The sequence below is a fragment of the Sporosarcina sp. A2 genome, assembly GCF_050858885.1.
In the GTDB taxonomy this organism is placed as follows: Bacteria; Bacillota; Bacilli; order Bacillales_A; family Planococcaceae; genus Sporosarcina.
In genome coordinates this window covers 183,448-203,691 of record NZ_CP193898.1, presented here as the reverse complement: position 1 = coordinate 203,691, position 20,244 = coordinate 183,448, and the positions used below count along the sequence as shown (strand labels likewise).

Genomic DNA, 20,244 nt, shown 5'->3' with positions numbered 1-20,244 from the left:
TGGCTTACAACCTTACTCTTCAGATCTTATTTGCTAACTGTCGTTTCGTTGATAATTAAATAGTTAGATGGGTTCAAATAGAAGTCTTTCACATCATTATTATAGACAGCAAGATGCTCGTAGTTACGGATTGGAACGTAAACGGCATCGTCCATCTCTTGTTGCATTGCTTCTTCATAAATTTCTTCACGTTTACCAGGATCCATTTCTACTCGGCCTTGTTCAATCAATTTATCGATTTCAGGATTCTGATAATAGAAGTGGTTTCCTGGTGAACCAACGGAATCCGAGTGGAACAGGTTATATTGGTTATAATCGCCATCGCCCGTTGCATTTCCCCATCCGCCTATGAACATTTGGTGTTTCCCACTGTCAACCTCGTCGATATATGCACCATATTCCATTACTTGAATCTCAACTTTGACACCAATACCTTTAAGCTGTGACTGGATAACCTCCGCCATATTAATGCGTTCTTTACGATCGCTAGTGAGCAATTTTACAGAAACTCCATCTTGCAGTCCCGCTTCTTTCATGAGTTTTTTCGCTTCATTAACATCATATGGATACGCTTTAACGTTTTTGCTGTAGCCAAATACTTTCGGACTCATTGCTACGTTCGCAAGTGTTCCAACATCATTATAAACGCCACTTAAAATTGCTTCGCGCTCAATCGCATAACTCACGGCCTGTCTAACCTTCACATCATCAAATGGTGCTGCTGTTGTGTTGAATCCTACATACTCAACAGCTAAACCATCTGTGCGATATAAATTGAGAGTATCTGAGTTTTCAATGCGGTCGATTTCTGTTACCGGAACTTGGTCAGAAATTTGAGCTTCTCCTTGTTCAACCATTGCAAGTCGTGTTGCATCTTCAGGAACTACTTTAAAGACAACTTTGTCTAGTTTTACTGGCGTTCCCCAATAGTCTTTGTTCTTCACCAATGTGATATCTTGACCCGACTTCCAAGATTCAAAAACAAACGGCCCAGTCCCCACTGGATGCATTGCAAGTTTTTCTGCCGATTCGTCAATTGCTTTCGGACTAATGATACTTCCTTCGTTACTCGCAAGGATTGACAACAATGGTGCATATGGTTCTGATAATTTGAGCGTGACGTGCGTTGGATCTTTAACAATAACTTCTTGAATCATACCAAGCTTTGACTGTTGCGGTGAACCTGTTGCCGGATCAAGAATTCGATCGAGCGTCTTTTTTACAGCCTCAGCATCAAACGGTGTACCATCGTGGAACTTTACATTTTCTACAAGTGTGAATTCCCAAGTTAAGTCATCTGTTTGGTTCCATTCTGTTGAAAGCATGGGCTTAATGTTCATATCTTTATCAAACTGGACGAGCGTCTCGTAGACTTTTCCGTGAATCACGTTTGCTGAAGGAATGTCCGTAATGAAATGTGGATCCAATCCTGTAGCATCCGATAGCCTCACTACCGTTAACGTTCCTCCGTCTTCTGATTTTCCTTTGTCTCCTTCTGCACTTGCCTTGTCCTCTGAATTTGAGCCACTCGTTGAGCAAGCTTGCAAAATTAGAAGCAACACTCCTGTTAATACTACTGTAAGAAACTTCTTCCAACTCTTCATTGTGCTCCCCCATTTCAATTCGCTTTGTCGTTCTAATCAGATTATATAAAACTGGAGAGGAAATCACTTTCACTATTTTGTTCAACTTTTTAACTATTTCAACTACTTAGAAGATTACTATTTACAGACGTACATAAGAGTTTTACATTTGAACTATTCTTAACAGACTAAGCAGGGAGGGAATGGCCAATGGCTTCAAAAGTAACTACGTCAACATCCATCGATTTAGCGAGAGCGCGACAACAAACTCGTAAGGAGAGATGGAAGTCATTTCAGACCGTAATGACACAAAATAAGGCAGCCATGGTTGGAGCAATGATTATAGGTGTGTATCTTCTAATGATGCTGATTGCTCCCATCGTTGCCCCCTATGATCCGTACGCGATTTCATTAGAAGACAAACTGATTCCCCCGTCATTAGAGCACTGGATGGGAACAGACGACAAAGGTCGTGACATTTTCAGTCGGATTTTATACGGTTCACGATTATCTATAGGTGTTGGATTTGCTTCCGTATTATTCGGAGCATTCTTCGGTATCACATTAGGTCTTATCGCTGGTTACTACGGAAAGTGGGTTGACACCATTGTCAGTCGGATTCTAGATGTCATGCTCGCTTTCCCAGGAATTCTACTAGCACTAGCAATCATTAGTGCACTAGGACCCGGTCTCATAAACGTAACAATTGCAGTTGGTGTTTTCTCAATTCCACTATTCGCAAGAATCGTCAGAGGGTCAACGATGGAAGTTAAAAAGTTGGAGTATATTGATGCCATCCGAACAATTGGCGCAAACGATTTCACTATCATCTTTAAGCATATTCTTCCGAACGTCCTATCTCCTATCATTGTTCAAGGTTCTATGCGACTCGCTACAGCCATTCTTTCTGCTGCAGGGTTGTCCTTCCTTGGACTAGGTGCACAGCCACCATCTCCTGAATGGGGCGCAATGCTTTCAAGTGGTAGAGATTTCTTATTCAGCGCACCCTATATGGCTATTTTCCCTGGATTAATGATTTCAATTCTCGTACTCGGTTTCAATTTATTCGGTGACGGGTTAAGGGATGCACTCGATCCTAAATTAAAAAAATAAGGAGGCTCACTTCATGATTCTATTTATTGCTAAGCGATTCTTGCAGATAATCCCCGTCATATTAGGTGTTACACTTGTCGTTTTTCTCATCATGCAGATGGTTCCAGGTGATCCGGCCGCAATTTTAGCAGGTGAAGGGGCATCGCAAGAAACTATAGAACAATACCGGGAGGATTTGGGACTAAACCGTCCCATTACTGAACAATACCTCACCTATGTCGGAAATGTATTTCAAGGGGATTTAGGTAATTCTTTAAAAAACAAACAACCTGTACTTGATGAAATATTGCTTAGACTTCCAATAACAATGGAACTCGCTTTTTATAGTATTCTCATCACCGTCGTTCTCGGTTTAACTGCTGGAATCATCTCTGCTGTGAAACCTTACTCATTCCGAGATGTAAGTGTCATGGTTATCGCGTTACTCGGTATTTCACTTCCAAGCTTTTGGCTTGGATTACTACTCATGTATCTTTTCTCTGTGAAACTACATTGGCTACCTGTAGCTGGCTGGGATGGACCCGCAAATATTATCTTACCTGCCATTACACTTGGCGTCGGAGGTGCAGCCATTGTTGCTAGAATGACTCGCTCCAGCATGCTAGACGTAATTGGGCAAGATTATATCCGAACTGCACGTGCAAAAGGCTTAAAAGAGTATTTCGTGATCTCTAAACATGCATTACGTAATGCATTGATTCCTGTAATAACAGTCGTCGGTTTACAGTTCGGTAGTTTACTTGGTGGAACTGTTTTAGTTGAATCTGTATTCGCTATTAATGGACTTGGAAGAATGATCGTCGATTCTATTCGAACACGAGATTTACCTATGGTACAAGGCGGTGTGCTCGTCGCTTCTCTCGTATTCGTCTTCGTCAACTTATTAGTTGATGTCCTTTACAGAGCTGTTAACAAACGAATCGACTTAAACTAAAAGGAGGATTCCCAATGAGCAAAGATATCGTTTTACAAGTAAAGAATTTGAAAACGCATTTCACTACTTCAAAAGGTGTTGCGAAAGCGGTGGATGGTGTAGATTTCACACTTCATAAAGGAGAGACGCTCGGAATTGTAGGGGAATCAGGATGCGGTAAATCAATTACTTCTCTCTCGCTCCTGCGCCTAATCCCGTCTCCGCCAGGTAAGATTGTAGAAGGTGAAATCTTACTCAACAATAAAGATATCGTAAAGATGAAAGACGAAGAGCTTCGAAAAGTACGTGGTAACCAGCTATCGATGATCTTCCAGGAGCCGATGACGAGCTTGAATCCAATTATTCCTGTTGGAGAACAAATTGCAGAAACCATTCGCTTGCACCAACGTCTGCCTAGGAAACAGGCATGGCAAAAAGCTGTTGATTTATTGGAAATGGTCGGACTCCCTTCTCCTGAAAAACGGGCTAAACAGGAGCCTTTCCAGTTAAGCGGAGGGATGAGGCAGCGTGTGATGATTGCAATGGCACTCGCCTGTACACCTGAAGTGCTTATTGCAGACGAACCTACAACGGCACTCGATGTAACCATCCAAGCCCAAATATTAGAACTGATGAAAGACTTGCAACGTAAAATTGGAATGAGCATTATTTTCATTACACACGATTTAGGCGTTGTCTCAGAAGTTTGTGATCAAGTCGCTGTCATGTATGCTGGCCAAATTGTAGAACACCGAAGTGCAAAGGACCTCTTTAAAACACCTTTGCATCCCTATACTCAAGGTTTGCTGAATTCACTACCCAATATCCATGAAAATCAAGTGGAACTTCAAACAATAGAGGGGTCTGTCCCTTCTCCATATGACTATCCCGTTGGATGCCGTTTTGCAGATCGATGCCAGCATGCGCGAGACATTTGTCGTGAAGAAGCACCTGAATTGTTAGTACAGAACAATGAAGATACAAAAGTACGTTGCTTCATGTATACAGAAAAGTGGGAATCCATTGAAGAGGAGGAGCTCGTATGTCCGTAACGAAAAAGACGCCTATTCTTGAAGTAAACCGTTTAAAACAGTATTTCCCGCTAAAAAAAGAATCTCTATTCTCACCTAAACAGACTGTCAAAGCTGTAGACGATATCTCCTTCGCTCTTTATCCAGGTGAAACACTTAGTATTGTAGGAGAATCCGGATGCGGGAAGTCAACGACTGGGCGATCTATTCTCCGTCTGGATGAACCGACAGAGGGTGAAATTCGTTTCAATGGAGCTTCTATGACAAAACTAACAAAAAAAGAGTTGCGAAATATGCGTGGGGATATTCAAGTCATCTTTCAAGATCCATACGCCTCATTAAATCCGCGACAGACTATCAGAAAGATGCTTCAGGAAGCTATGACAATCCAAAAAGTTATGCCAAAAGAACAAATGGAAGCTCGTCTTCTTGAACTTATGTCACTTGTCGGTCTACGTCCCGAGTATTTAGAGCGCTATCCACATGAGTTTTCCGGGGGACAGCGCCAACGAATTGGAATTGCTCGCGCTCTTTGTGTGAACCCTAAAGTGATTATTTGTGACGAAGCCGTTTCTGCACTCGACGTTTCCATTCAAGCCCAGATTATTAATTTATTAAAAGGTATGCAACGCACTATGGACTTGACGTTTTTATTTATTTCTCACGATTTAAGTGTTGTCCGACACATATCCGATCGGGTAATTGTGATGTATTTAGGAAAAATCGTTGAGATTGCTGACAAAAACTCACTCTTCGACTCCCCGAGTCATCCATATACAAAGGCTCTTTTGTCGGCAATTCCATCAATTGATGAACAGCATAAGCAAACGCGTATCCTGTTAAAGGGAGATGTCCCTTCGCCTATAGATCCACCAACAGGGTGTCGTTTCCATACACGTTGTCCTTTTGCGACTGATCACTGTAAGGCAGAAGAACCTCTGCTTCGAAAGTTAACTGAGACTCATTCCGTCGCTTGTCATTATGCAGAAAGTTTACTCAACTCGTAATTCCTCTGTTAGAATAAGAACAACTCAACTTCCGCTGGAGGTTATGCGAATGCTGTCCATCGATACCTTTTCATTATATGTATTATTATGTATACTAGCTCCTCTTGCAGGGGCTTTTACACTTGCATTCATTACAATTTTCGAGAGTAAGTTTGACTTTCTCCAGCACCTCGCCAGTAAATCTGAACTTGAAAAAGAATTGCAGTATGCCCAATACTATCAGCTTAACCAACGCATCAAACCCCACTTTTTCTTCAACACCTTAAACACGATGTTGAGCCTTGCGAGATTGGACAGAAAAAAAGAGCTGATTTCTAGTCTCGAAGTCATGTCTAAATTCATGAGATACAATTATCAAACTACAGAAACACTCGTCCCCATAATGGACGAGTTAGCCTATACAAACAGTTATCTTGAGATTCAACAAATTCGATTTGGGCAACGTGTACAAATCGAACAAACGATTGCGCAAGAAGCAAAGTATGCGTATATTCCACCATTCGTACTTCAAACAATGGTAGAGAACACCTTCAAACATGCTTTTGAAAAGTTCCCTGGTCCCGCTAAACTTAAAATTATCATCTACTGTAAGATGGACCAATTGAATGTAGAAGTATGGAATACCCACCTCCAACAGTCGTTAGATGACGATGAGGACTTTCTTCGCGAAGACGGATTGGGTGTAGCTAATATTCGCGAACGGCTAAGACTTCTCTTCCCTGAATCTGTTGCCCTTTTTGATATGTCTTATGTAGGGGAAGAAACTTGTGCACGGATGATCATTCCTTTTATAGATAATGGAACTGCGTAAGAAAGGAGTACATACATGTACATTCTACTAGTTGACGATGAAGTCTTGGAGCTAGAGCAGCTTGAGTATTTAATGAAACCTCATTTCCCCTATTGGACTTTCTACAAAGCTACTGATGCCACCACAGCATTAGCACTAGCCAACACACACCGATTTTCTATCGCATTTTTAGATATCCAAATGCCTGGAAAAGATGGATTAACACTCGGCATGGATCTAAAGGCACTCTATGAATTAGACATCATTATGGTTACTGCTTTTCAGTCATTTGAATATGCACAGAAATCGATACGAATTGGCGTAAGCGACTATATTACAAAGCCAATTATCGAAAGCGAACTTATCGAAACACTTCAGAAATATCATAAATGGAATGCCAAATCTGATTCAATACAGCAAGCTATCCACATAATTCATCAAGATTATGCTGAAAAGCTTCCATTGTCTACGGTGGCTGCTCAAATACATTTGAGTCCTACCTATCTAAGTAAAAAGTTTCTTGAAGAAATGGGAATTGGGTTCGCAGATTATCTAAATTCCTATCGACTCGAAATGGCTAAAAAGATGTTAGAAAACGAGCCTGATGCAAGTATATCTGCGGTCGCAGATCATACGGGATTCAATAGTCAGCATTACTTTAGTTCTCTATTCCGCAAAAATTTCGGGATGACGCCGAGCGCCTATCGTGTTCAAGTTGAACAGACACATCGAGCTGGCCTACAATGAAGCAGTATTCCTATTACATCACTGGGGCCATCACACTTGGATTTTCAACAGCCATTATTTCGTTACTCGCACGTTGGATAACCGCGAATACAATCCTATCTTCACCAGAAGCTCTCGTGAAATATGGGTTAGTTGGAAGCATCAGTTACTCATTCATGGGAGCATTCGCACTTTTTTTGTTTGGCTTGATTTCCGTTCGAATTCGTACTTCTTTTCCTGATTTGCTAACTATCGGAGACTTGTTTCAAACGCGTCTCCGTAAAGATGGATATTACCTCATGTCCTCTATCGTTCTCTTTCTCGGACTGGATTCGCTATTCATGCAAGCAGTAGGTGCGTCTGTTCTATTTGAGTTACTTCTAGGAATTCCTATTTGGTTGTCACTGTTCCTATTTTTCATCTATACATTTTTAGTCGCAGGCTTCGGAGGCATGAAATGGATTCATCGACTAGAAGGTCCTGCCTTACTTTTTACTTTTAGCGCTATTATTTTTATCCCTATGTTTTTCTTCATAAGTGAAGGAGCCTCTAATATCTACAATGGCATCCGCTTATTACATCCCTATTTATTGTATATAAACAATAAAGAAGCTGCCTATTTAGCCGCAACAGCAATGCTTATTGGATTCGGGCAGATGATTTCTGATCGAGCAACCTGGCAGCGTCTCTATATAATTGATATAAAAAAAGTGAGAATGAGCTTCTATTTAACCGCTTTAGTTTGGAGCACCATCCCTTTAGCTCTCGGCGGGATGCTGATGATTGTCATCTATGATCAGTCATTCGTAGAAACTTACTCACTACTGTTTGAACTGGTTAAGAAAATTGAACCTATTTTGTTATCCTCCATCTTTTTTCTGTTTTGTTTCAGTGCAATTTCTAGCACAGCAAACGCTGAACTTCATGCGACAACGATTCACTTTGTCAGACACATTTTTAGTAAGCTAAAGCCAAATATGAGCGATGTGCAGCTATACAAAGCTTCCTATTTATTTTCCGGTATTCTATTGTTCGTTTTACTTTTGATATCTCTGTTTTTCAACTACGATGCACTCGAGTTTCTATTTTTCTTCGGCTCCCTTTATGCATCTATAATTCCGGTCATGTTATTCATCACACTTTCAAAAAGAAGACTATCTCGACTGTTGCCTTACGCTGTGCCAATAGGTGCAGCCAGTGTCTATCTCTTTCCGGTAAGTACTGGACCTCTTCTATCTATATGGGTAAGCTTTCTGATCTCATTAATCTTCTCTTTCGTATCCATGTTGTTTGCTGAACGTGAATTGTATTGACCGACGTGAGTTGATAATTACCCGTATAAAAGAGACTCACTTCGTACACTTGAAGTGAGTCTCTTTTATACGCATGTTAGCTTACATGACGACTCCACATCCTATTTATCGCCGAAAAGCATAAGTCTCCTAAATCTCTATTTGAGAAGTGCTCCAATCAATCCCTTGAATTGTGCCCCGTTATCGAGAAACTCCGCTGAGTGTCGGAGAAATAGCTGTTGTGATTGAGAAATACCCACCTCTGTCGGAGAAATCACTCTCCATGTCGGACAATCTCCACTACTTGATCAACAAACGCAAAAAATCCCAGCCGCTCAAATGCGACTGAGATTGTCTTCTATTTAAACTTGCTATTGGACTTATAAACGCACTCTCTCATAAGCTAAATGTACCTTCATCACATAATTGCTTCTCTTTCAAATACAAGCTTCAAATCTGTCGTTCCACCAGTAGTCGTCGAGAATGGGATAATGGAATGCAAACGCCACCCTTGAGCAGCCAAATCATTCATGACGCTTTCTTCGTCTTCTTTAGGCGTACCTTTCCAACTGCTTTTAATCGTCACGACTTTATAGGTATACATCGTACCGTCTCCCCTTCATCAAATTGCTAAACCAAGCAACAAGTACTCCTTCTCCATTAACGTTATGATATACTGAATTCACTAAAAACTCAAAGAGGAGTTGTATCGACGTATGAAAGCATTTGTAAAACGAAGTGCCGCGCCAGATGATATTGCGCTGGAAGAAGTGAAGATCCCCACCATTTCTGAGGATGAATTACTCGTTCAAGTGAAGGCAGTCGGCGTTGGCATTCACGATTCGTACTTCCTCCCTCAAGAAATCGACTATCCGTATGTAATCGGAATTGAAGCATCTGGAATTGTAGAAGAAATAGGAAGTCGCGTCACGCAGTTTAAAAAAGGAGAGCGAATCGCTTTTATCAGCATGATGCAACTGAAAGGCGGAACCTGGGCGGAATTCGCAGCCGTTCATAAAGATTCGCTGATTTTATCCATACCTGAGAACATGGACTTTACAGAAGCCGCTGCAGTTCTAGTAGCTGGCAACACCGTACTTCGTGCGCTCACTGCGCTCCATCTGAATTCCGGAGATTCTGTATTCATAGCGGGAGCATCTGGTGCAATCGGCACCTTCGCTATTCAATTCGCAAAAGCACGTGGCTGGGTCGTCGCTGGATCCGCTTCTCCTAAAAATCATGACTACATGAAGTCACTCGGTGCTGATAAAACCGTAGACTATCGCGATCCAAACTGGGCAAATGAAGTACGAAAATGGATGCCAAACGGAGTCGATGCAGCGATTGCCATCCAGCCAGGAACTGGAACCGAGAGCATGCATATCGTCAAAGACGGCGGTACTGTCATCACCATTTCAGGCGACCGAATCGAGCCAGAACGTGGCATCACAGCTGCATTCGTCCCTCATAAAGCAGATGTACGAAACGAACTCCATGATCTGATCGAGCAAATTGCATCGGGGACGTACCAGCTTGTCATCGAAGAAGTCTATCCATTCGACCAAGCACTCGAAGCCCTTCAAAAAACACAAACTCGTCATGCGCGCGGAAAGTTAGTATTGAAGATGGAATGAAATTAACCCCCTATTTGCATATATAGGGGGTTTTCTCATGCGTTCTAAAAGTTGGTAGCCTTCACTTTTAATTTTTCATTCTTAACTGTTTCAATACCTTGGAAGTAAAGACAGCTCATTCATATGCCAAGTTTCCATCGCTCGCTATAAGACATTTTATACATCAGATAACAATCAAGTGACCGAAGAATGAAATTAGCACCAAACTCACGAGTCCTACTGACACAGCGGCAATTAACCCGATATAGAACGGTTTGATCCCCAATCCTTTAAAGACTTTAAAATTCGTCGATAATCCAACGCCGGCCATCGCCAATCCAAGCATGTACTTCGAGCCGAATGAACTCCAAGAATTGTAGAATCCTTCCCATGTCGATAGTGTCAGAAAGCCGAATGCTGAACCACTCTTCGCTACCGTCCAATCCCCAATCGTTCTGACTAATGCCAGTGCTAAAAATCCGATTACGAATACAGGAATTAGCTTATACCACTTTGGAATGCTATATTCCGTGCCATCTTCCTTACTGCCCGCTCCTTTAAAGAAGAAGTACGAAATAAGCGGAATGACAGCTATGATAAACAAATTCCGTGTCAGCTTTGTAACTGTAGCGACGTCTACCACCTTTTGCATATCGTACATTTGACTATAAATAAGTGCTGAACCCGTAACCTGCGCAGTATCGTGAATCGCTGTTCCTAGAAACAACCCTATTTTAATGGGGTCTCCTGCAAAAAAGATATTGGCCAAGTAGGGGTACAGTAGCATACCGACCAATCCAAAAATCGTAATATTGGCGACAGCATAGGAGATTTCATCATCTTTTGCTTTAACGACTGGAGAAACAGCCATAATTGCAGTGACTCCACAGATTCCTGTACCACAAGCAATTAACGTCCCTAGCCGATTCGATTGATTCATTTTTTTCGTAAAGTAAAGAGTGACGAGCAATCCTGAAGAGATACATGCAATAATGAGTGGAAGTCCCCATGCACCAAGCTTCAATGCTTCCGTCAAACTTAAACGTAGTCCGAGTAAAATGATTCCAGCCCGCAATGCGTATTTGACTGAATACGCTACTCCTTCCATGAAGACAATATGTAATCCAACAGTATTTCTAATGATGATTCCAATTATAATCGCGACAAATATTCCAGACACCGGACTTGCGCTTCCTTCCGGCAATAAATTCAGAGCAACAATCAACTTACCAATCACGTCCGCTGCATAAATCCCTACAAGTGTCACAAGTAAACATAACAATATCCCTGGCATGACTCGTACAACTAATCTACGAATGCGATTGGCGGTATCTACCTCATAACTTTCATTCGTTTTTCTCATGTAATCTTCCCTTCGCTCGTCGTGTACTTCATCATTACCATATCAGAGATCAATTCACCCGCAAAGGGGAATTGACCATTCCTCTTTGCGGGCAGTTGAAAAAATTTTTTGTTTGCAAAATTTAATGGAAATCATCCAGTTAGCTTTGTTGTACTTCTTTCGATTCATCGACCCATAACTCATCTTCCGTTGCTGCAACAACAACAGCCGCTGAAGCATCACCCAGGATGTTTACAGTCGTGCGGAACATGTCTAGAATCCGATCAATTCCGGCGATTAATGCAATTCCTTCCAACGGCATGTTCACGGAAGTCAACACCATCGCCAGCATAATTACACCCGCGCCTGGTACTCCAGCAGCACCAATCGATGCTAACACAGCCGTAAGTACTACGGTCAATAATTGTAGAAACGATAACTCCAACCCGTAGAATTGTGCAATGAATACAACAGCCACCCCTTGATAGATTGCCGTACCATCCATATTGATAGTCGCGCCAAGCGGGAGGACGAAACTGCTTATCTTCTTTGAGACTCCTAAACTTTCTTGCGTGTTTTTCAACGTGACGGGCAATGTTCCCGCGCTGCTGCACGTACTGAAAGCGACGACAGCCGCTGGAGCCATTCCTTTAAAGAACTTTATCGGGCTCATCTTCGCAAACTTTTTAACTGCCATCGAGTAAACGAAAATCACGTGGACGATGCAGGCAATCGCGACCGCTAAAATCACTTTCAAAAGGGGCATTAATACGGCTATCCCATATTCCCCAACGACTGGTGCAACAAGACCTAAAATCCCTATCGGAGCAACCCACATAACGATTCCTGTTATTTTATACATGATTTCTGCAAAGCCCTCAAAGAACTTGTAGACAGGTTGTGCTTTTTCACCTACCAACGTGATAGCTAGGCCTATGAAAATTGCAAAGAAGATAATCTGCAAGATATTTCCTGAGGCTAACGCTGTAAACGGGTTATCTGGAATGATGTTCAGTAAAGTAGCAATCACCCCATCTGTTTCATTGACCTGAGCCGCAGCTTCGGGCACACTCACATTCACGCCTTTACCTGGCGAGATAACATATGCAAATGCTAAACCGATCATAACTGCTATCGCACTCGTCACCAGGTAATAAGAAATTGTCTTAACACCGATCCGGCCTAACTGTTTCGGGTCCCCTGTACTCGCAACACCTACAACTAACGACGCTAAAATTAGTGGTGCGATAATGAACTTAATGAGGCGTAAGAACAAATCACCTAATGGCTTGATGACCTCGATGGACGGTCCAAAGATAACACCTAGAAGTATGGCAATTGCAAAAGCGATAAAGATTTGCATTAACAAATTCCCTTTAATTTTCATCATTTCTCTCCTTCCATATAGTATTGTAAGCGTTTGCAATAATTGATAAGGTGATCATGATTAACATGATCGCTCCTTATACGGTGAACGAATAATCTTCATAACCCCTACTCTTCAATGAAAACTTCCGCTTTATTGATTAACTCCCCCGGCTGTAAAGTAGGAAGCTCAAAATCGACAGTATCTGGATATTTTATTCCCGCACCTGTGTTTAGCACGACAACCACATCGTCCTCTTTAATCCAATTCTCCTCGCGTAACTGGCGTGCTGCTACGAATGCCGAAGCACCTTCCGGACAAACAAAAGCACCCTCCAATTCCGCAATCTGTTTTTGTTCTTCCAAAATCGATTCATCATCTATTGCGACAGCACATCCATTTGTTTCATAAAGCGATTCCAGTACTAAAAAGTCCCCTAACGCCTTCGGTACATTTATGCCAAAGGCTATTGTTTCAGAGCCTTCCCAGAACTCCGATTCTTTTTTGCCCTCCTTCCATGCCTTAACGATTGGAGCACATCCATCGGATTGAACTGCGACCAATCTAGGAAGCTTTCCTTGGGGTATCCATTCAAGAGTTTGCAGTTCCTTTAATGCTTTATAGATACCGATGAGTCCGACACCCCCTCCCGTCGGATATAAAATCACATCAGGTACTTTCCAGTTCATCTGTTCAGCAATCTCATAGCCCATCGTTTTCTTTCCTTCAATCCTATAAGGTTCTTTTAGGGTGGACGCATCAAACAATCCCTGGTCACGTACAGTCTGCGCCACAATTTTTCCCGCATCGCTAATTAACCCATCAACCAGGTAAAGATTAGCACCTGCAATCGCACATTCATTTCTCGTAATCTTAGGGGCATCCACCGGCATGACAATCGTTGATTTAATCCCGCCTCGTGCAGCATAGAGAGCCCAAGAAGCTCCAGCATTTCCATTGGTCGGCATTGCCAGCTCATGGATATTCAATTCTTTAGCCATTGACACGCCCACAGCAGCGCCTCTTGCTTTAAATGTCCCTGTAGGAATGATCCCTTCATCTTTCATATGCAAATTCGATATACCCATGTCTGCCCCCAACCGTTCCATCGGAATTAAAGGCGTCATCCCCTCTCCTAGGGTAACGACATTTTCTTCACGTTGGACAGGAAGCAATTCCCTATAGCGCCACAAGTCTGGTTTTCTCTTTAGAAGATCCTCACGTTTCAATACGTTGCGTAACTCTTCCAAATCGTAATTGACGAGCAATGGAGAACCACATTCACATAATTGATGTTCTACTCCTGCACTGTACTCCTTATTACACTTCGGACATTGAAGATGCGAGACATAACTGAATTTCAACCGACTCCACTCCTTCTTTTAACCGCCTACTGTTTCAAATTCCCCAGTTACAATGATTCCGCATAAGTTGCAATCATTAACTGTTGAATAATATATGTCAGGTCATTCAGATATATCACATACTAGTATCAGCGGCAGATATCATTCGTAGCATTGCTCGTCTTACTTCATCTTACGAGGAAAATTATTAGAAAAATCGTTAGGAGTCGCCAAATGATAAAAGCTATTTTGATATAAAGTGGTTGTTGTAAGGTTTATTGTGCTTCTATTTAATTCACAATGGTGGTTCGGTATTTATAAAACGCAAAAAACCCTCTAATTATCTTCATTAGAGGGCCTTCGCAATAATCGATTCTATTCATTTTTCATTCACCATATTGCGCATCTACGCTCTCTAAACAAGCGAAACGCTACCAATTAATCCCTTAAAGCAGATGAATTGTGCTCCTTTATCGAGAAACTTCGCTAAATGTCGGAGAAATTCCTCGCTGTGATGGAGAAACTAGGACAACTGTCGGAGAAACCACTCCCGCTGTCGGACAATCGCCTACATTTGTCCGACAACGCAAGTACACCGATTCCACAACTTACCGAATTTCCTCCCCTACTCGATTACTCCGTAAACTGATCAGGCGCGTACTTCTTCTTCAATTTCATCGCAATCACATACATAAGAATTGAAGCAACAAGGGATTGAACTGCTGGAAGTCCCATCGGATACACGTATTGCGTTAAGTATCCAATCACAACACCTGCTGCAACGGCAATCGTTGCCATCCAGTTCCAACCTGGCACTTCTACCCACTTTTGCTTACGAATCACGAAGAAGTCACCCATCATAACGCCTGCAATTGCTGGATATAAAAGTGCTGTTAAGTATAAGAAGTCTTCGAAGTATTGAAGAATGCCCGCAAGTGCAACAATAATCGCTAGAATCGTTCCAACTAACGTTAACAGTGCACGCCCTCTGCCGGAATTCACGTTCAATAGATTTGCAAGTGCTAATCCCATACTGTAGTTATTTACGAGCTGCGACGTCCATGTTGCAAGCCACAATATTAAGAAGCCCCAAAATGGAAATCCTAAATTCATCATGACATTGACAATATCTGCGTCCCCAACACCTACGGACATAATTGCCCCTACGATGAACAATGGGAATCCAATAACCGCAATCCCGCTCGGAATGATCCAGTTATCTCTCCAAACCGGTTTCGCATAGCGCGTATAATCGGATGCGATTACCCACTGGGATACGTTCACGCCAATAACTAAACTGATACCCGCTAAAATCGTCATGCTTGGTTCAGGATTCCACTCCATTATTTTATGCAATCCAGTGTTTTTCAGCGTCAAATATATTCCTCCAACAATCAGAAGCAATCCTGAAGGAACCGCTAAATAATCCGTCCATTTCATCGAGTTATACCCAATGATTGAAGGAAGTGCGAACAGGAGTCCTGCTACTGTCGTAACGAGTGCCCAGCCAATCCAATTCGTTTGATAGTCAATGCCAAACATCGCTGACATCGCATTTCCTGCAACAGCTGTTTGCAATGCCCACCATCCGAGAGATACGATAAAAATTGTAAATCCAACAATAAAGCGGGCTTGTACAGTTCCGAAACTAGACTTCGCAATTACGGAAGACGAGCGTCCTGTTTTAGCGCCAATGTACCCTTGTAACGTATTCCCAACCCATTGGAAACCGAACAACGCAACAATCAATATAAAGAGAATCTTAGTCATTCCGAAGCTTGCAGTTAAAGATGCACCTACCATGAGAACTGGAATTGTGAATTCCAACCCTCCAAATATGACTGTAGGTGTTAGCCAATGCTGACGCTGGTTTTCAGGCACAGGAGCCAATGCGTTGTCCTGGCTAAGTATATCGTTATGCTCTTTCTTATTACCCTTTTTACCGTCCATCGGCTCACCCCTTATGATTGTCTACTCCCCAGCTCATCGCTAACGGACAATTTATGCTTTTACTAATGCAAATACTAACTCAACAGATTCTTCGCCTTTGTTCATACACCAATGCATTTCTCCAGCAGGAATGAACGAAGCTTCCCCTGACTTCATTTCAAACGGAACGCCTCCAGATTCACCAATTAAATTCCCTTTTGTGATGAAAGAATATTCCTGTTCTTCATGGAAAGTTGTGCCTTCACTCGGCAACCGTTCTCCAGCTGGAATCGACACATACCCGAATTTCACTTCCGCGTTTGTGAATTGATCATGAAACAGATTTTGTACAATCTCCTGTGTGTCTTGCGCTGCTGTCTTTTTCATTTAATTCATCTCCTTTTCGTTTTTTCTAGTCGCTAACTCTTTATAGTCAAATGTTTCCGAATCGACTTCTACTCCGAAAACTACACGTGCTTCTTCTAGTGTGAAATAACCGTTCCTTACGTCTTTCGCAACTTGTGCAGCATCGCGACGTAATGGATTACCATATCCTCCACCCGTACCTGTAACGAGTCTTACAACGTCACCTGTATTTAGTGGGTATCTCGGATACACACCAAAGGGTCCGTCTATTGTTCCATCTGCTTTGTCTACGAAGAATTCGTTCGGCGAACCGTCATGCCCTCCACTAATTCCCCAAGGAAAAAACTTGTTACGGCCGTACGTGACGGTGACCTGTTGAGCGTCCGTCATTGCTCGATACGAACGAGTAACGCCTTTTCCTCCGACAAACTCTCCTGCTCCAGAACCATTTCCATCTTCCCGCAAGCTATATTCATCTAACATAACCCCGTATCGAGTTTCAGCTACTTCCACTGGAACGTTATACGTTTCTCCATCGCCCATACAGAATTGTCCCGATGCGCCATCATTTCGATTCGATGCGCCCCAGCCTCCGACAGATGGTTCTACAATTAGGAACGAATCTTCGGTATCCTGATGCTTTCCTGAGAGCGTAACTGCACAAACAGATAAGAAATGACCCGCGTTCAACCGTTCAGGCAGATAAGGTGCCATCGCTTTCCAAACTAAGTCCAAACTCCCAAGCAACGTCTCAAAATAGTTCGATACTGGAACTGGACGTTCTGCAGACATGATAGATTTCTTATCTGTTAGAATTCGGAGCGGTCTAAATACCCCGTCATTTACGTCTTGTTCAGGATTGGTAATCGCTAAGAAAATCGCACGTACAGCAGACGTTAGTCCAGTTTTCGAGCAATTCATTGGACCCGGTACTTGTGGTGAGCTACCACGGAAATCACAAATGAATTCATCATCCGTAATCGTTACTTTCACTTTAATTGGGAAGGGTCCATTTCCGATTCCATCCGTATCAATAAAATCTTCTGCATAAAAGTCACCTTTAGGGAGCTTTTTCAGTTCCTCACGTGCTAGCGTTTCACCATGATCAAGCAAATACTCAATAGCTGCAAGAATCGTTTCAGTCGTATGCTTCTTACAAAGTTCGTTTATTCGACGATTGCCTGTTTTTAGCGCTGCAACCTGTGCCCACATATCTCCGAGTGATAACTCAGGGAAGCGGACATTCGAGCGTATAATTTCAATGAGAACATCGTTCAATTTTCCTTCGTCGTAAAGCTTCAAACACGAGAATTGGATTCCTTCTTGGAAGATATCCACAGAGTCATTCGTAAACGAACCCGGATCTTTTCCTCCAACCTCTGTCCAGTGCGCCTTATTTGCAGAGAATGCAATCAGTTCGCCGTCCACAAAGATTGGCATGACCAAACCAACGTCAGATAGGTGAGAACCTCCACCTTGATAAGGATCGTTAATAATAATAATGTCGCCTTCTTTTAGCTGATCTCCAGGGTATTTAGATAGTGTTTCCTTTACCATGAACGTCAGCATTCCGATGAAACCTGTCACACCATTCCCTTGAGTAAGTAGATTTCCTTTTGCATCAGTTAGCCCACTCGCATAGTCCAATACTTCGTATATAATCGGACTCATCGAAGTTCTTGCGAGAGCCACAAACATCTCATCTCCTGTTGCGAGTAACGAATCTTTAACGATTTCGAGTGTAAATGGATCTAGTGTTGTCGTATGCGTCATATCAGTTTTCCTCCTTCACAATGATGAGGTTGCCATATTCGTCTGCGTGTAACTGTTGGTGCTTATAAATCACGGTTACTGCTGCTTTTTCTTCGATAATGGCAGGTCCATGTACAATTTCGTTCGTCGGCAATTTCTCACGATCGTAGACGCTTGTCTTTAGCCATCCTTCATTCTCAAAGTAGACGTCACGCTCTTCTTTGAATGCAGATTCTAGTGTGCCGGCTTTAATTTGCTTTTTAATTTCGGGCTTCTCAACTTTTCCGAAAGCCGTCACATGTAGATTCACAATTTCTGTCTGAGAATCTATCAGATTGAACGTGAAATTCTTCTCATGAAGCTTATGGAAGTCTTCAATTGCTCTTTGTTTACTCGCTTCCGTCCAATCAGTGTGATCCACTGGTACTTTCACCGTGTGTTCTTGTCCGAGATAACGCATGTCCGCAAAACGATGATACTCTACCTGATCAGCAGTCATTCCTTCATCCTCAAAATGATTCAAGGCTTGCGTTTCAATCGTCGTCCATGCGCCGTTGATTTCATCCAACGTCAACTCATTCATTCGCTTAATGTATGTTTTAATGTAGTCGTGGCGCAGGTCCGTCAACAACATGCCCCATGCGGAGAACACAGGAGACGCGATTGGAACAACAACCTTTTTCACGCCAAGGTCGAGTGCGAGCGCAGGAGCGTGCATCGATCCACCACCACCAAAAGCTAGCAACGTGAATTCTTTAGGATTGTGCCCTTTCCGTATGGAGATGAGCTTCAGCGCATTCAACATATTTGAATTAGCAATTCGAATGATTCCGAGTGCCGCTTCTTCAGCAGTCATCTCAAAATGATCGCCAATTTTCGATTGAATTGCTGCCTTTACAGTTTCTAAATCGACTTCATAATCGAAGTTCTTCGGTGAAAGACGTCCCGTTAATAGATTTGCATCTGTCGTTGTAGGTTCCGTTCCACCTTGCCCGTACGCGATTGGTCCTGGGAAAGCACCTGCAGATTGTGGTCCAACTTTCAATGACCCTGCTGGATCAATCCATGCAATCGAACCGCCACCATTTCCGATTTCTACAATATCAACAACTGGTGTCTTAATTGGATAACCCGCATGGCGATTATCACGCTCAATATAATAATCTGTTGAAACTTTCACTTCACCGTTTTCAATTAAAGAACACTTCGCAGTCGTTCCCCCAATATCAAAGGCGATAATATTTTTCTCACCAATCATTTCACCTAGCACAGCAGCTCCAAAAATCCCCGCAACCGGGCCAGACTCTACCATGCTAATCGGTGTTTCTTTCGCACTATCAAACGTCGTCGTTCCGCCATTCGACTGCATAATATAGAGTTGCTCGACGTTACTTTGCGCTTTCAATTCTGTCTCTAAGCGATTGATATACGATTGTGCTACTGGCTGAACGTATGCATTTAACACCGTCGTATTCGTCCGCTCATATTCACGCCATTCTTGCACGATATCGCTCGAGATGGTTACTTTCACTTCTGGCCAAAGTTGTTGTATCAATTCTGCCGTCTGTTGCTCATGAATAGGGTTCGCATAAGCATGCAAGTAAGACACCGCAATCGCTTCAACCTTTTCCTTTTTAAAGTAGTCAACGCATGCTTTTACATCTTCAATCTCAAGTGGCGTTAGTACGTCGCCTTTATAACTAAGACGTTCATTCACTTCCTGACGCAAATAGCGCTCGACAAACGGTGTTGGCTTCTGATAATTCACATTGAACAAATCAGGTCGGTTACCACGTGCAATTTCAAGCACGTCCCGGAATCCTTTTGTCGTAATAAGTGCCGTTTTCGCACCCTTCCGTTCAGTTAGCGCGTTAATAATAACTGTAGTTCCGTGAATAAACATAGACAATTGTGACTGATCGATCCCACTCTTTTGAATAACATCAAGAACACCTTTTTCAAAGTTAGGAGGTGTCGTACTACTCTTTGCTACACCAATTTCTCCATTTCCGTCTACGTACACTAAATCTGTAAACGTACCACCAATATCAGTTGCTACTCTCATTCGACTCACTCCT

Annotated in this window: 17 protein-coding genes; 8 read left to right on the top strand and 9 right to left on the bottom strand. The window is 42.5% G+C overall.

The annotated features are described in order from the left end of the window. Nucleotides 1–26: 26 nt before the first annotated feature. Nucleotides 27–1,604: a glutathione ABC transporter substrate-binding protein gene (locus ACRPI0_RS00935; RefSeq protein ID WP_432354191.1), complete on the bottom strand. Its 1,578-nt coding sequence runs from the start codon at nt 1,602–1,604 to the stop codon at nt 27–29. Between the two features lie 189 nt (nt 1,605–1,793). Between ACRPI0_RS00935 and ACRPI0_RS00930 the strand changes: the two genes are divergently transcribed. From ACRPI0_RS00930 to ACRPI0_RS00900, 7 genes are read left to right on the top strand one after another with little or no spacing between them, the layout of a single operon-like run. Beyond that, entirely contained in the window at nt 1,794–2,696 is a 903-nt protein-coding gene (locus ACRPI0_RS00930; protein ID WP_432354190.1) for an ABC transporter permease, read from the top strand. A 13-nt stretch (nt 2,697–2,709) separates the two neighbouring features. After that, entirely contained in the window at nt 2,710–3,630 is a 921-nt protein-coding gene (gene nikB / locus ACRPI0_RS00925) for a nickel ABC transporter permease (RefSeq protein ID WP_432354189.1), read from the top strand. A gap of 14 nt (nt 3,631–3,644) precedes the next feature. Next, nucleotides 3,645–4,661, top strand: coding sequence for an ABC transporter ATP-binding protein (locus ACRPI0_RS00920; protein WP_432354188.1), 1,017 nt, complete (start codon nt 3,645–3,647; stop codon nt 4,659–4,661). Then, on the top strand, nt 4,652–5,647 hold the full coding sequence (locus ACRPI0_RS00915) for an ABC transporter ATP-binding protein (RefSeq protein WP_432354187.1): 996 nt from the start codon (nt 4,652–4,654) through the stop codon (nt 5,645–5,647). The genes ACRPI0_RS00920 and ACRPI0_RS00915 overlap by 10 nt, the downstream gene beginning before the upstream one ends. A gap of 49 nt (nt 5,648–5,696) precedes the next feature. After that, nucleotides 5,697–6,458: a sensor histidine kinase gene (locus ACRPI0_RS00910; protein ID WP_432354186.1), complete on the top strand. Its 762-nt coding sequence runs from the start codon at nt 5,697–5,699 to the stop codon at nt 6,456–6,458. A 15-nt stretch (nt 6,459–6,473) separates the two neighbouring features. Continuing rightward, nucleotides 6,474–7,184 carry a response regulator transcription factor gene (locus ACRPI0_RS00905; protein ID WP_432354185.1) on the top strand — a complete coding sequence of 237 codons (711 nt, stop codon included), beginning with the start codon at nt 6,474–6,476 and terminating at the stop codon, nt 7,182–7,184. Continuing rightward, nucleotides 7,181–8,476 (top strand): sodium:solute symporter family transporter, encoded by a 1,296-nt coding sequence (locus ACRPI0_RS00900; RefSeq protein WP_432354184.1) that lies wholly within the window; start codon nt 7,181–7,183, stop codon nt 8,474–8,476. Before ACRPI0_RS00905 ends, ACRPI0_RS00900 begins: the two co-directional genes overlap by 4 nt. Before the next feature lie 397 nt (nt 8,477–8,873). Here ACRPI0_RS00900 and ACRPI0_RS00895 read toward each other — a convergent pair whose 3' ends face one another. Beyond that, nucleotides 8,874–9,059: a DUF4177 domain-containing protein gene (locus ACRPI0_RS00895; protein WP_432354182.1), complete on the bottom strand. Its 186-nt coding sequence runs from the start codon at nt 9,057–9,059 to the stop codon at nt 8,874–8,876. A 112-nt stretch (nt 9,060–9,171) separates the two neighbouring features. Here ACRPI0_RS00895 and ACRPI0_RS00890 point away from each other — a divergent pair, with 112 nt between their 5' ends. Continuing rightward, nucleotides 9,172–10,089 carry an NADP-dependent oxidoreductase gene (locus ACRPI0_RS00890; protein ID WP_432354181.1) on the top strand — a complete coding sequence of 306 codons (918 nt, stop codon included), beginning with the start codon at nt 9,172–9,174 and terminating at the stop codon, nt 10,087–10,089. 163 nt (nt 10,090–10,252) lie between these two features. On the opposite strand, the gene ACRPI0_RS00885 is transcribed toward ACRPI0_RS00890, so the two are convergent. The 7 genes from ACRPI0_RS00885 to ACRPI0_RS00855 all read right to left on the bottom strand — a co-directional run bounded on the left by ACRPI0_RS00885 (nt 10,253) and on the right by ACRPI0_RS00855 (nt 20,231). Continuing rightward, nucleotides 10,253–11,431, bottom strand: coding sequence for a YeiH family protein (locus tag ACRPI0_RS00885; protein WP_432354179.1), 1,179 nt, complete (start codon nt 11,429–11,431; stop codon nt 10,253–10,255). Between the two features lie 139 nt (nt 11,432–11,570). After that, nucleotides 11,571–12,800, bottom strand: coding sequence for a dicarboxylate/amino acid:cation symporter (locus ACRPI0_RS00880; protein ID WP_432354177.1), 1,230 nt, complete (start codon nt 12,798–12,800; stop codon nt 11,571–11,573). A 104-nt stretch (nt 12,801–12,904) separates the two neighbouring features. Then, the gene (locus tag ACRPI0_RS00875) at nt 12,905–14,140 is read right to left on the bottom strand and encodes a threonine synthase (protein WP_432354176.1); all 1,236 of its coding nucleotides are present in this window, start codon (nt 14,138–14,140) and stop codon (nt 12,905–12,907) included. A 612-nt stretch (nt 14,141–14,752) separates the two neighbouring features. After that, nucleotides 14,753–16,069: a purine-cytosine permease family protein gene (locus ACRPI0_RS00870; protein WP_432354175.1), complete on the bottom strand. Its 1,317-nt coding sequence runs from the start codon at nt 16,067–16,069 to the stop codon at nt 14,753–14,755. 51 nt (nt 16,070–16,120) lie between these two features. Further along, complete coding sequence (locus tag ACRPI0_RS00865) at nt 16,121–16,435, bottom strand: cupin domain-containing protein (protein ID WP_432354174.1); 315 nt, start codon at nt 16,433–16,435, stop codon at nt 16,121–16,123. Continuing rightward, on the bottom strand, nt 16,436–18,187 hold the full coding sequence (locus ACRPI0_RS00860; protein WP_432354173.1) for a hydantoinase B/oxoprolinase family protein: 1,752 nt from the start codon (nt 18,185–18,187) through the stop codon (nt 16,436–16,438). It lies immediately after the preceding gene. Between the two features lies 1 nt (nt 18,188). Then, a complete protein-coding gene (locus ACRPI0_RS00855; RefSeq protein ID WP_432354171.1) occupies nt 18,189–20,231 on the bottom strand; it encodes a hydantoinase/oxoprolinase family protein in 2,043 nt (680 codons plus the stop codon). Nucleotides 20,232–20,244: the final 13 nt, after the last annotated feature.